Annotated in this window: 10 protein-coding genes and 1 pseudogene; 5 read left to right on the plus strand and 6 right to left on the minus strand. The window is 70.1% G+C overall.

The window, feature by feature from the left end; all coding sequences use genetic code 11:
• The first annotated feature begins 8 nt into the window (after positions 1 to 8).
• A complete protein-coding gene (locus tag ACKTSN_RS10850; protein ID WP_409468912.1) occupies positions 9 to 1,538 on the plus strand; it encodes a hypothetical protein in 1,530 nt (509 codons plus the stop codon).
• On the opposite strand, the gene cyc2 is transcribed toward ACKTSN_RS10850, so the two are convergent.
• Positions 1,531 to 3,687, minus strand: a complete 2,157-nt coding sequence (cyc2, locus tag ACKTSN_RS10855; RefSeq protein WP_409468913.1) for a germacradienol/geosmin synthase Cyc2 — start codon at positions 3,685 to 3,687, stop codon at positions 1,531 to 1,533. The genes ACKTSN_RS10850 and cyc2 overlap by 8 nt on opposite strands.
• A gap of 101 nt (positions 3,688 to 3,788) precedes the next feature.
• Complete coding sequence (locus tag ACKTSN_RS10860) at positions 3,789 to 5,003, minus strand: RNA-guided endonuclease InsQ/TnpB family protein (RefSeq protein WP_409474797.1); 1,215 nt, start codon at positions 5,001 to 5,003, stop codon at positions 3,789 to 3,791.
• Between the two features lie 397 nt (positions 5,004 to 5,400).
• Here ACKTSN_RS10860 and ACKTSN_RS10865 point away from each other — a divergent pair.
• Both ACKTSN_RS10865 and ACKTSN_RS10870 read left to right on the plus strand, forming a co-directional pair.
• Positions 5,401 to 6,033, plus strand: a pseudogene (locus tag ACKTSN_RS10865) (endonuclease/exonuclease/phosphatase family protein); the annotation flags it as partial.
• A gap of 131 nt (positions 6,034 to 6,164) precedes the next feature.
• On the plus strand, positions 6,165 to 6,635 hold the full coding sequence (locus tag ACKTSN_RS10870; protein ID WP_409468914.1) for an endonuclease/exonuclease/phosphatase family protein: 471 nt from the start codon (positions 6,165 to 6,167) through the stop codon (positions 6,633 to 6,635).
• A 148-nt stretch (positions 6,636 to 6,783) separates the two neighbouring features.
• On the opposite strand, the gene ACKTSN_RS10875 is transcribed toward ACKTSN_RS10870, so the two are convergent.
• From ACKTSN_RS10875 to ACKTSN_RS10885, 3 genes are read right to left on the minus strand one after another with little or no spacing between them, the layout of a single operon-like run.
• Positions 6,784 to 7,956 carry a damage-control phosphatase ARMT1 family protein gene (locus ACKTSN_RS10875; RefSeq protein ID WP_409468915.1) on the minus strand — a complete coding sequence of 391 codons (1,173 nt, stop codon included), beginning with the start codon at positions 7,954 to 7,956 and terminating at the stop codon, positions 6,784 to 6,786.
• 22 nt (positions 7,957 to 7,978) lie between these two features.
• A complete protein-coding gene (locus tag ACKTSN_RS10880) occupies positions 7,979 to 8,626 on the minus strand; it encodes a ScbR family autoregulator-binding transcription factor (RefSeq protein WP_409468916.1) in 648 nt (215 codons plus the stop codon).
• A gap of 52 nt (positions 8,627 to 8,678) precedes the next feature.
• Positions 8,679 to 9,587 (minus strand): ScbA/BarX family gamma-butyrolactone biosynthesis protein, encoded by a 909-nt coding sequence (locus tag ACKTSN_RS10885; RefSeq protein ID WP_409468917.1) that lies wholly within the window; start codon positions 9,585 to 9,587, stop codon positions 8,679 to 8,681.
• Positions 9,588 to 9,777: 190 nt separating this feature from the next.
• Between ACKTSN_RS10885 and ACKTSN_RS10890 the strand changes: the two genes are divergently transcribed.
• Positions 9,778 to 10,425 carry a ScbR family autoregulator-binding transcription factor gene (locus tag ACKTSN_RS10890; protein WP_409468918.1) on the plus strand — a complete coding sequence of 216 codons (648 nt, stop codon included), beginning with the start codon at positions 9,778 to 9,780 and terminating at the stop codon, positions 10,423 to 10,425.
• Positions 10,422 to 11,276, plus strand: a complete 855-nt coding sequence (locus ACKTSN_RS10895) for an NAD(P)H-binding protein (RefSeq protein ID WP_409468919.1) — start codon at positions 10,422 to 10,424, stop codon at positions 11,274 to 11,276. The genes ACKTSN_RS10890 and ACKTSN_RS10895 overlap by 4 nt, the downstream gene beginning before the upstream one ends.
• A 219-nt stretch (positions 11,277 to 11,495) precedes the next feature.
• Here the strand turns inward: ACKTSN_RS10895 and ACKTSN_RS10900 are convergent, their stop codons facing one another.
• A complete protein-coding gene (locus ACKTSN_RS10900; RefSeq protein WP_224734949.1) occupies positions 11,496 to 12,458 on the minus strand; it encodes an ABC transporter substrate-binding protein in 963 nt (320 codons plus the stop codon).
• Positions 12,459 to 12,809: the final 351 nt, after the last annotated feature.

The following is a 12,809-nucleotide window of genomic DNA, read 5'->3' on the forward strand; positions in this document are numbered from 1 at the left end:
TCTGTGACATGACCGATCATGCCTTGTGGCTCCTCAGGCAGGACGCCCGGCTGGCCGAACTGGCCACGTTCCCCTTCAACTTCGACCTGGCCCGCGCCGACCACGACCACGTCGAGCCGGTCCGCCTGGCCTCGGGCGGACCGCTGGAGGCGGTGGCCGGGGACGACACGGGCGGCACCTATTTCGTGTGCGCCGACGGCTCCGTGCTGTACGCGGACTCCGAGGGCTCGGCGGGGATCATCGGCTCCAGCGTGGACGAAGCGCTGGAGATACTGATCGGTCTGCCCGGCTGGCACGACTACATGGATCTGTCGCCCGAGGACGGCGAGAAGACGATCCTCGCGCGGATCGCGGAGATCGAGGACGAGATCCGCGAGGACTACTCCATCGATGCGGAGCGGGCCGAACTCCGCACCGCACTGGGCCTGCCCGAGCGCTCCCCCGTCGAGCTGGTGGGCCTGCTGCATGCCGCCCTGCTGCGCACCGAGCCCGACTTCCTGCTGCTCAACGGGGAGGAATTGTGCGCGTACGACCTGCTCGACCGCCATCCGCGGCCCCCGCTGTGGGAGCCGGTGCTCGCGCAGGGACGTGCCGACCTGGCCCTGCTGCGGGCGGGCGACCGGGCGGTGTGGGACGCGGTGCCCGAGGATCCCGTACGTCGCCGACTCGCTCTGCGGGCCGCGCAGTTCGACCGCGTCGAGGGCGACCATGGCCTGCTGCGACATCTGATGCGGCACGAGGCGTCCTCGTCGATGACCGACGAACTACGGCTCGCGGCCGTGCTGGTGGGGCTGCGGGGCGATGTCTCGGATCTGCCGTTGCTGCATGAGGTCCGCGAGACGGACTATGACACGCACTGCGGTCTGAGCGAGATTCCCCAACCAGGAGCGGGGGCCGCCGAGTTGCTGCGCTGGGCCCAGGAACTGGACGACTCGCTGTTCGGTACGGACCCCGCCGACGAGCCGCTGTGCACCTGGACCGAACTGGCCCTGGACCAGGGCATGACGGAAATCGCCCGGGTCGCACTGATCCGCAGGCTCGACGAGATCGTCATGGACCAGGGCACACTCCGGCGGGCCGGGGATCCGAAACGGCTGGAGACATCGCGGCTCAGCTCGCTCGCCCGCGAATTGGAGAGGGCGGGCGACCTCCTCCAGGCGCTGCGCGCCCAGCGCCTCTACGCCACCCTGCAGGACACGGCGTGGGACCGCGTCTCGGCCCGCCTGACCCAGGCCCGCCTGGAACGCGGTTCCGGGCAACTTCCTTACGCCGCCAGCACGTTGAGATCCCTGAGGGACATCCTGGCGGACCCGGGGGACGACTCCTTCCGGCACTGGCGCGGCGTGAACCTCGGCCGCTTCATCGCCGAGGAGCACTACGCCCTCACCCGCGCCCTGGCCGACGCAGGCCTTCCCGCGGACGCTCGTACGGTCCTCACCGCCGCCGACGCGATACTCGGCGAGCTCTCGGAGAACGCCGCGAACGGCGTCCGGGAGCTCGCCGAACAGACCGCGGAGCGGGTACGGGAGGTCAGCTGACCGGCAGGGCGGGCGGCCGGTCCGGGAGGAAGCCGTGGGCGCGCCGGGCCAGCCAGTCGGCCTTGTAACGGTCGACCTCCCGGTGCCAGTTCAGGATGCCCGCCATCCAGTTCTGCAGATCGACCACATAGCCCTGCATGATCGCGCGCGCCTCGTCCGAGAGGTCGAAGTCGTCGTACACGACGGGCAGTTCCTGCGCGGCCACGTGCTGGAACTGCTGCATGCGCTGGGTCATCAGGTCGTGGACGACGCCCAGCGCGGCCGGGTAGTCGCAGCCGAAGAAGTTCTGGACGACAAGGATCGCGTTGTGGATCTCACCTTCGTACTCGATCTCCTTCTGGTAGGAGAAGACGTCGTTGAGCAGGCAGGCGTAGTCGACGGCGGCGTTCTCCAGGGAGCGGACGGAGCCGCTGCGGTAGACCTCCAGCGGTACGGCGGGGCCGTGGCCCATCCGGCACAGGCTCATGGTGAGGTCGGCGCCGAAGGTCTCGCGCCGCATCTCCAGGTAGTCGACCGGGTCGGGGATGCGGTTCTGGAGCTGGTTGGACAGCTCCCACACCCAGCTCTGGGTCATGACGTCCACCGCGGACTTCAGGGTGCACCGTTGCTCGGAGGTCATCCCCGCCGTCGTCCGGGCCCACAGGTCGATCAGTCCGCGCTCCATGGCGTTGGCCGGGACCGGGGCCTCCTCGCCGTCGACGGGCATGCAGGCGGACAGGCGTGCCGTGGTGAGACGGGCGGCGGCCAGGTCGCGGCGGTGGCCGTAGACCAGCGGGTAGTAGTCGTCGCCGTACGTGCCCCAGGCGAGCCACTGCGCGCTGAGGTCGAGGGCCTCGGGGGTCGCGTCCGGGTCGAGGCCCGCCGAGCACAGAGCGAGGTCGTAGGCGCGGAGCTTGTCCAGATCCCAGACGCCCTCCTGGAGGATGCCCATGCGCTGCACCCAGCCGGTGAGGCGGTGGCGGGCGTCGTCCAGGTGCGGGCTGAGCTCCACCTGGAAGGGCATGTGGAAGTCGGGCAGCAGGGACGGGCCGACCTTCTGGAACGGCACGTGCGTATAGGCGCGAAGACGCTCGGCGCCGGCCGTGGCGAGCAGCGCGCCGACGTCGGCGGCGGACGTGCCGGGGCCGGTCAGACCCTGCCAGGGCGAGGTGGCGCGGGCGCGTTCGTTCATGTACCGGCTGGAGCGCATATGCCATTCGTGGCCACCGGACTGCCAGTCCTGCAACCCCTTGGTGTACGCGGCGACCGCGGCGACCTCCTCGGGGGTGAGGCCCTTCTCCAGGGCCAGTGCGGGCACTTCGGTGAGGGCGGTGTGCTCGAACTGGTGCAGCCGGGAGGTGAGGATGTCGTTGACGGTGTCGGCGGCCTCCTGGGTGGTGCAGCCGAAGAAGGTCTCCAGGACGAGCACGCCGTTGCTGAGTTCCCCCTCGTCCTCCACCTCACGCTGGTAGGAGAACAGGTCGTTGCGCAGGTGCACCGCGTCGGAGAACGTCTCCATCAGCACCCTGAGCGGCCTCGACCCGGCGACGGACGCGGGCACTTCGGCCGTCGCGTACTCCACCAGCCCCGACGACCAGGGCGCGCCGCCGACCTTGCGGCGCATCTCGACGTATTCGACGGGGTTGGCGATCCGGCCCTCGTTGATGTTGGACAGCTCCCACAAGGACTCGTTCAGCAGGTGCTCGGTGGCCACGGCGAACCGCCGCCGCCAGTCGACGGACATGGCGGGCACCGTGCGCGCCCACAGGTCGGCGAGGCCCGCCTCGACCGGGTTCTGCGGCTCGGGCACCTCGGTCGACAGGTCCATCGGCATGAACAGGGGCAGCCGGTCCAGGTAGGCCTTGCCGCCGGCGCGGTCCTGGGTGCGCTTGAAGATCTCCAGAAAGTGGTCGTCGAAGAAGAAAACCCACACGTACCAGTCGGTGATGAGGGAGAGGGCGGGTCCGTCACAGTCGGGGTGGGTGTAGGCACAGAGCAGGCCGTAGTCATGCGCGTCGAGGTCGGACTGTTCCCAGATCCCGGAACCCTCGAGCATGCCCATCTCGCGCGCCCACACGGTCGAGTGGGCCCGGGCCTTGTCGACATGTGGGTTCAGCCGCGCGGGATACGGCATGTAGAAGTGCGGGAGTTCGAAGGGCTGTTGCGTCATGGCCGGGCTCTACCCGTGGCCTACCGGGGGCATCCGTAGGCCCGGGCATGATCACACCATCGCTTGAATCCTCCCCCTCGTGAACGAGGGGGATTCCTGGCTCAGGCTGCCTCCTGGAGCGGCGCTCCCGGAGGTCTTACGCCCTCGGCACCAGCCGGGTTGAGACCAGCCCGGACGAGCATCACGCGGGCGGAGTTCTTGTCCCTGGGGGACACGGCTCCGCATGCGGTGCAGGTGTAGGTGCGTTCCGACAGCGGCAGTGCGTGCTTGGTTCTCGCTCCGCACGATGCGCAGTCCATGGTGGTGTGCGCGGGATGCACCAGGCGGACGTCGCGCCCGTGCTTGCGGCCCATCTCCAGCAGAGCCTTCTTGGTGGCGCCGATCGCGGCGTCGGCCGCCTTGCGCGCCATCGACGTCCCGGCGAGGAACTTCGGCCGGAAGTCCTCCACCGCGATGGCGTCGTGGTCACATACGACGCGTTTGGCCCATTTACGGCCGGTGTCCTGCCGCTGCCGGGCCACCTTCTGGTGCGCCTTGGCGCGCAGGTGCCTGGCCGCGCGGTAGCCCCTGGAGGCCGCCTGACCCTTGGCGGGCTTGCGGCGGGCCATCATCCGGTCGTACCGCGACAGCTTCGCCTGGGCCTTCCGGCCGTGCTCGGCGTGCGGGAGGTCGTGGGCGTCGCTCGTGGTGGTCGCGGTCTCCTTCACGCCCCAGTCCACGCCGATCACCTGGCCGGTCTCCGGCAGCGGCTGGACTTCGACGGGCACGACGAAGGAGGTCCACCAGTGGCCGACGCTGTCGCAGTACACGCGCACGCTGGACGGGGCAGCGGGCAGGGCCCGCGACCACACCACGGTCAGCACGATGTTCCCGGCGAGGTGCAGGCGGCCGCCCTTCAGACGGAAGCCGCGCCGGGTGTAGTTCAGCGTCGGGTCGCTCTCGCGCTTCTTCTTCCACCCGGGCATCCCGGCCCGCTGCCTGAGGGGCAGGCGCTCCTTGATGTCCTTCTGCGCCTTGGCGCGGGCCTTGCCGAAGTCCCGGATGGTCTGCTGCTGCGGCACCGAACTGCCCGCGCGCAGCCACGGGGTGCGCTCGCGGGCCTCGGTCAGCATCCTGTCGAGCCGGGCCGGGCCGCACGTCAGCCTGTCCTCGGGGTGCGCCGTGTTGTGCGCGTGCACGGCCCTGGACTTGGCCACGCACTCGTTCCACACCCACCGGCACCGGTCCCACTCCGCCAGTAACCGCGTGCGGGCGGTCGACGACACGCGCAGCCGGTACGTGTACCGGGCATGCCCGCCCTCCCCGGCCTCCCTCACCACCGGCACGCCATCATCCCCGCCACACCCGCTCACCCCGACTTCCGCGAGGAGACCGTACGTGCGACACCCGCACACCCGTGCCCTCATCACGCCACAGTCACCACAACCAGCGAACACGGGCACACACGTTCGCTTCCCCCCGGCGGCTCCGCCGGGGTATTGCGGGCGCTCCGCGCCCCGGGAGGCCGGACACGGCGACGCTCCGCGCCGCCGTCACGGGATGCGATTCCTCCCCGGCGTGAACGCCGGGACACCCTCGCAAGACTCAAGGTGAATCGACTTCGTTCGAGATGAATCGGGGGTGAATCCGGGAGTTCTCGACGGGACTTGTGGCGTTCATCTCTACGCGCGCAGACTACGGAAATTCACATGTCCCCGACCTCCCGGAGTCCCGATGGACCACCCTAGAGACCTCTCCCGCCGCGCCGCGCTCGCCTCGCTCGCCGGGGCGGCGCTGGCCGGTACCGCGGCGTTCCCGGCGTCGGCTACCGGTCCCCGGCGGACGGTGCGGTTCGCCACGTTCAACGCCTCGCTGAACCGCGACACTCAGGGCGCGCTCGTCACCGACCTGTCCGCTGCGGACGACGTGCAGGCGCGCAATGCCGCCGAGACCATCCAGCGGGTCGACCCGGACGTCCTGCTGATCAACGAGTTCGACTACGACGCCGACGGCACGGCGGCGCGCCTGTTCCGGCGCGACTACCTGGCCATGAGCCAGAACGGCGCCCGCCCGGTCCACTACCGGTACCACTACACGGGCCCGGTCAACACGGGCGTCGCCTCCGGGGTCGACTTCGACGGGCGGGGCGGCGCGGTCACGACGCCCGGTTCGGACGCGTACGGCCAGGACGCCTTCGGGTACGGCTGGTTCCCCGGCCAGTACGGCATGCTCGTGCTCTCCAAGTACCCCATCGACACGCGCGCGGTGCGCACCTTCCAGCGCTTCCTGTGGAAGGACATGCCGGACAACCTCCTCCCGAAGGACTACTACAGCGACGAGGCCGAGGCGGTCTTCCGGTTGTCCTCCAAGAGCCACTGGGACGTGCCGGTCCGCATCGGCCACGAGACCGTGCACTTCCTCGTCTCGCACCCGACGCCGCCCACCTTCGACGGCGTCGAGGACCGCAACGGCCGGCGCAACCACGACGAGATCCGGCTGTGGGCGGACTACATCGGCGGGCGCAGGCGCTGTCCTACCTGTACGACGACAAGGGCGTACGCGGCGGGCTGCGGCCCGGTGCGCGCTTCGTCATCGCCGGTGACCAGAACGCCGATCCGTACGACGGGGACAGCTACGGCGACGCCATTCGGCAGTTGCTCGACCACCCCGCGGTGAATCTGCCGGCCACGCCACCCTCGAGCGCGGGCGGTGTGGAGGCCGCGCGGCTCCAGGGCGGTGCCAACACCGCGCACACCGGCAACCCGGCCTACGACACGGCCGACTTCTCCGACACCGCGCCCGGCAACCTCCGGGTGGACTACGTCATCCCCTCCAAGGGGCTGACGCCGGTCTCGAACGGTGTGTTCTGGCCGACGTCCGACGACCCGCTGTACCGCCTCGTCGGCAGCGGCTGGCCGGTCCCGACGTCGGACCACCGGTTGGTGTGGCAGGACGTACGCCTGGGCTGAGCCGGTTACCGCTGCCGGCGCCGGAACAGTGCGGTCGCGCGAGGGGCTACCGCCGCTCCGGTGTACCGGGCGCGACATCGTCGGTCCGCGCGCCCTTCCCGGGCCACCGCCCACCGGCCATGGCCCGGGCACACGACCTGACGCGGCCTCATGCCCTGGCCTGGATCAGGGCATGCGTGCCGCCGACCCGCCAGCGCGGGCCTTCCGCAGCGTCCAGCGCGGCCTCGGTACCGGCGTCGAGGCCGCAGATCACGTCGGACTTCAGGGTGCGCAGAGCGGCGACCGGGCCGGGGAAGCAGCCGGTGACGTCGGGGAACGGCGTGGTCGGGGGCCACAGCCGGTCGCCCACGAGGCGGCGGTAGTTGAGGTCGCCCTTGACGATCGTCACCGTGGCGGCGGCGAACTCCGCGCGCAGGTCGTCGGGCATCTCGGCGTACGGCAGCGGGCCGCAGGAGAAGGGATGGGCCCGCACCGTGAGACGGCCGTCGATCAGCGCCGCCCACAGCCGCCGCCCGTAGCCGCGGGCCGCGCCCGGCGCCACCGTCAGCCGGCGCAGCGCGTCGAGCACATCGGCCGGGGTCGCGTCGGAGACGTAGTACGGGTGCGGCTTGACGTGCAGGACCGCCCGCTCGACGCGGCCCTCGGCGAGCAGATGCGCGATGAGGAGCAGGTCGGGGACGAGCTCGCGGCCGGAGTTGTCGGCGATCAGGCACAGGGTGCCCGCGCCGGAGGGCGGGAGCAGCGACCACAGGGTCTCGCTGTCGTCGGCGACCAGGCCGGGGACGGCAGCCGAGGTGTCGGCTCCGCCGGCGGACAGCCGGAAGCCCAGGTCTGCGCGGTTGCCCCAGAGCGAGCCGTGCAACAGGGCCCGGTCCCGTTCGCCGGCCGGGCGGTCCTCCAGGGCGTCGAGCGCTGCGAGTTCCTCGTCCGTCTGCGGGGCGTCGAGCTCGGCGAGCTTGTCGGGGCGGAAGGGGTCGATGCCCTGCCAGGGGCCGGGGGCGAAGTATCCGACAGATTCAAGGAGTTGGCGGTAGAAGTAACTCTCTGACCACAGCCAGGGTACGTCGAACCAGGAACGCCCGGCGTAGGTGTCGAGCCCCCAGGCGGCCCAGCGGTCCCGGTCGTGCGCGTCGGCGGGGAGCGGTTCGATCACGCCCTTGGTGCAGCTCGCGAGCAGCGCGTCGAGCGCGCGCCGGCGGTCGGGGCCGTACGGGAAGGCCTCCCGCACCTGCCGGATGATCGCGGGATGGCGTTCGGCCAGCACGCTGTGCGGGAAGGAGCCGGGTTCGTTGCCGAGGATCAGGGGCGCGGAGGCGGGCATGCGGCTCACCGTACCGCGCCGCTCATGCCGTTCTGATCTCCCGCTCCAGCTGTACGGCGAGGCCGAGATAGCGCGGGCGCCTGGTCACGGGCACGAGTCCGCGGATGAGGACGTACCACATCTCGGTCACCCGGCGGGGCAGCCGGAGCAGGGATTCCAGGGTGCGGCCGGTGACACGTATACCGACGAAGAAGCTGACGACCGAGTGGGCGACGACGTCGACGTCCACGTCGGGGTGGATGTCGGACTCCTTGACGGCGCCGAGCAGTTTGCGCGAGACGATCTCCAGCCACTCGGTGAAGGGATGCTGCATCGGTGGCCGCACCCCCACTCCGCCGGTGGCGAGCCGGAGGCCTGCTCGGGCGACCGGACCCTCGACGGTGAGCCGGGTGAGGCCGAAGGTGATGCGTATCAGGGCTTCGAGCGACGCGCAGTCCCGGCCGTCCACCTCGCGGGCGAGCTGCCGCGAGGCCTGCGACTGGATTTCCATGATGGCGTGGGCCAGGTCTTCCTTCGCCGCGAAGTGGAAGTACAGGGCGCCCTTGGTGACTTGGGCGTGCTCGACGATGTCGCTCAGGCTGGTCGACTCGTAGCCGTGACGGTCGAACAGATCGGCGGCGGCCGTGATGATCGTCGCGCGGGTCTGTTCAGCTCGCAACTGCCTCGCCATCGGCTGGACTCCCCTGAAATAAAAACGGGTTACGCCGTTTGTTTCTCCCTGTTCACACGATAGCGCACCCGGCGACGGCTCCCACGAGGCACTCGAAGACCGTCGACTCCCCCTGTGTCGCAACGATCCGTATCCCGGTGTCCCGCTCTTCCACGGCCTCGATCCAGACGGGTTCGTCCAGTTCGGCGTAGCGATGGAAGACGGCGTGGAAGGAGGCGGGCGAGCCGGCCTTCGCCGCTCGCACCCAGGCCGCCTGGCGGGCCGCCTCCAGCAGGAGCATGCCTGGTGCGTGGTCGAGGGGGTGGTCGAAGAAAACGGGATGCGCGGTATCTATCCGCAGCTGCCAGCGGTCGTCGTGTTCCGTCGGCGCCAGCACGACATCCGCGGGCAGGGCGCGGCCCACGGCGTCGGCCGGCAGTCCGGGCGGTACGGGCGGCGGGGACACGGTGTCCGGGGTACGGCCGCCGCGCAACCTGCGGTAGACGGAGTCGCCGACGCAGGTGAAGGCGACGCGGGCGGAGGCCACTTGGGCACCGTCGAGCAGTACCTCGGCGGTGTAGCGGGCACCGGCCGGGCGGCCGCCGCGGTACCGCACGTCGAAGAAGTCGAGCTCGACGAGCGGTTCGGCCGGTATCGGGCCGACCGTCAAGTGCTCGGGAAACGTGTCTACTTCGAACTGCTGGAGCACGAAGTGGTACCCCAGGGGCACGTCGTACTCGGTGTGCGTGATCAGGGTTCCGGCCTGGCGGATCGTCTCCACGACGAGCAGTGGCTCATACGCGGAACGGTCGGACGACACGTGTAACCCGTGAGCGCGCGGCCATTGGGCGGCCACCGAGAAACGGTCGGCGCCGCTGCGGTTCCAGCCGGTGAGGAAGGTCTCGGCGACGGCCGCGCGGTGGACGAACTGCCGGGGAACGGTCGCCATCAGGGTCGGAGTCTCGGCAAGCGGTTGAGGCATGTCTCTCCTACGGTCCCCCGAAGGCCAGGCGGACGGTGAACCATCCGCTGCGAGTGAGCGCCAGAATACGAGGCGACCGGTTTGTTTTCAATGAGATCACTCCGTAGCACTCTATGATCGGGGCAGTTCCGGCACGATCGTGGCGCCCACGGCCAGAACCGGCCAACGGGGGCGCCGGGGAGGGTCTCTCATGGCGAAACAGGAGCGCGCCATCAGAACACGCAGGGCGATCCTGGAAGCCGCCGGCGCGGTCTTCGACGAACACGGCTACACCTCCACCACCATCGCCATGGTGCTGGAGCGGGCCGAAGTCACCAAGGGCGCGCTGTACTTCCACTTCCCCTCCAAGGAGTCCCTCGCCCAGGCGGTTCTCGACGAGCAGGTGCCGTTCGGGGCGGTCCCCCAACAGCCCTGCAGACTGCAGGAGATCATCGACATGACCTTCGTGGTCGGCGAACGACTGCTGACCAACCCCCTGTTGCGGGGGAGCGTACGGCTGACAGTGGACCAGGCGACACCCTCCGGTGTCGATCACAGCGGGCCGTTCCGGCAGTGGGGCGAGCGTCTGATGGTGCTCATGGAACAGGCGCGCGAGCGGGGTGAGTTGCTGCCCACGGTGGAGCCGCGGGACACGGTCGACCTGCTGGTCGGCGGTTTCGCGGGCCTGCAGCTGATGTCGCGGGCGCTGAGCGGCCGGGCCGACCTCGGGCATCGGCTGTCCGTGCTGTGGGGCCACATCCTGCCGAGCATCGCCGTGCCGGGGCTGCTCCTGGGCCTCGACAGCAAGGCCGACCGCGGTGCCCGCGTCCTCGCCTCGCTCGACCTTCCCGCGTCGTGATCCTGCTGACCGGGGCGACCGGAACCGTCGGACGGCTGGTGGCCGAACGCCTGCCCCACACCGAGCCCGTACGCCTGCTGACCCGCACCGCGCACCGCGCCGCCGCGCTCGTGCGCCCGCACACCGAGGTGGTGTCCGGGGACCTCGACGACCCCGGCGCGCTGCGCGCGGCGCTGACCGGCGTGCGGTCCGCGCTGCTCGTCACCGCGAACCCCCTCACACACACCCACGACGAGAACTTCCTGACTGCCGCCGAGGCAGCGGGCGTCGATCATGTGGTGAAGCTCTCGGCCCAGGCGGTGACCGACCCCGGGGCCACCGATCTGATCACTCGGTGGCAGCGGGAGAACGAGCGGCTGCTGCGCGCCTCGAGTCTGTCGTGGACCCTGCTGCGGCCGCGTGCCTTCATGTCCAACACCCTGAGCTGGGCCCGGCCGATCCGCGAGGACGGCACGGTGCGCGCCCTGTACGGCACCGCGGCGAACGCGACGGTGGATCCACGGGACATCGCCGACGTCGCGGTACGGGCACTGACGGCCCCGGAGGACCACGCGGAGCGGGCGTACGCGCTCACCGGTCCCGCGGCGGTGAGTCCCGTGGAACAGACGGCGGTCCTTGCGGAGTTGCTGGAACGGCCGTTGACCTTCGCAGAGTTGGCGGAGGACCAGGCACTGGGCGGACTCCTGGCCCGCTACCCCGCGCCCGTGGCCCACGCCCTGCTGGAGAGCGCGAGGCGGGGTCGGGACGGGACGAAGGGGCACGTGGACCCGACGGTCGCAGCGCTCCTCGGCCGTCCCGCCCGCACCTACCGGCACTGGGTGCGAGACCACCTCCCGGCGTTCCGCACATGACGACCGGGCGGGCCGACCGACGCCCCTCCGCCCCTCGGCACCCCTGCTGGCGGGCGGCGCCGCCACTGTGCTGGCCCTCGCCGGCGGCGCGGCTCTGGCCCTGCGGCTACGGCGGCGGTGAACCGCTGTGCAGTGAGGGCCGGTCGGCCATGCACCAGGCGTGCCCCGCGGGCCCGAGGGCGGCGCGGGGCACGGCGAGGCGGAGCAGCCCGGTGTTGGTCAGTTCAGGCCGACGGACTTCAGCCAGGCCTTGGCCACGTCCAGCGGGTCCTTGTTCTCCAGCTGCACCTGGGAGTCCAGGTCGAGCAGCGTCTTGGTGTCGAGCTTGGCGGAGACCGCGTTGAGCGCGTCGATGCCCTCCTGCGAGAGCCCGCTCTTGTAGACCAGCGGGGTCACGTTGGCGAACCCGAAGAGGTTCTTCGGGTCCTGCAGGACGACGAACTTCTCCTTGGTGATGGTCGGGTCGGTGGTGAAGATGTCCGCGGCCTGCACGGTGTTCTTGGTCAGCGCGGCCTGGGTGAGCGGGCCGCCGGCGTCGAGAGCCTTGAAGGACTTGAACTTCAGGCCGTATTCCTTCTCCAGCCCGACAAGGCCCTGGTGCCGGGTCTGGAACTCGGGCGAGCCGCCGATGACCAGTTCCGGGGCGATGTCCTTCAGGTCCGCGAGCGTGGACTGCGCGGTGAGGTCGTACTTCTTCGCGGTCTCCGCGTTGATGGACACGGAGTCCTTGTCCTCGGCCGGCGCCGACTCCAGCAGGGTCAGCTTGGAGTCCAGCTTGGACTTGACCGCGGCGTTCACGGACTCGGCCGACTTCTGTTCCGCGTCGGGGTCGAGGTAGGCCAGGAGCGAGCCGTTGTACTCGGGCAGAACGGCGATGGAACCGTTCTTGAGCAGGCCGTAGGTGGTCTCACGGCTGCCGATGTTCGGCTTGTACTCGACCTTGATGCCCTTGGCCTTCAGGGCTTCGCCGTAGATGTCGGCGAGGAGGATGCTCTCGGCGAAGTTGTTGGAACCGACGACGACGGTGTCGCCGTCCGCCTTGCCCTCCGAGAGCGGGTTGTCGGACTCGTCGTCGGAGGACGAGCCGCAGCCCGCGACCAGCGCTGCCGCGACGGCGAGGGCGACGGCGGCCGCGCCGCGGTGACGTGTTCTGGACCAGCTGCTCTTCACGGTAGAAGTCACAATTCCCGTTCCGGGCTGAGGATGTGGTGGGGAAGCTTGGCGTTGGCGGGACGTGCGGGTGCGTGCGGCGTACGGGTGCGGACACACCGCACCCGCCGATCCAATCCAGCGAGTTCTCGATCAGTCAAGAGCGCCCAGGTCACCAATTGGCTTCGATGAGTGACCTGTTGTGAAGGAACCGAGAACGAACGCCTCCTCAAGCGGAGCGGGTTGTAACGGATTCTTGACTTGGAGTGGCACGATCACACCACCCAAGAGGCGATAGTCTCACCGGAGTTGCTCTCCGGTCACAGCGGCGACACAGACCGCACCGGTGTCGGTGTACACCAGCCGGAGCCGATCAAAACGAAA

The sequence above is a fragment of the Streptomyces flavusporus genome (genome assembly GCF_046267975.1).
GTDB lineage: Bacteria > Actinomycetota > Actinomycetes > Streptomycetales > Streptomycetaceae > Streptomyces > Streptomyces flavusporus.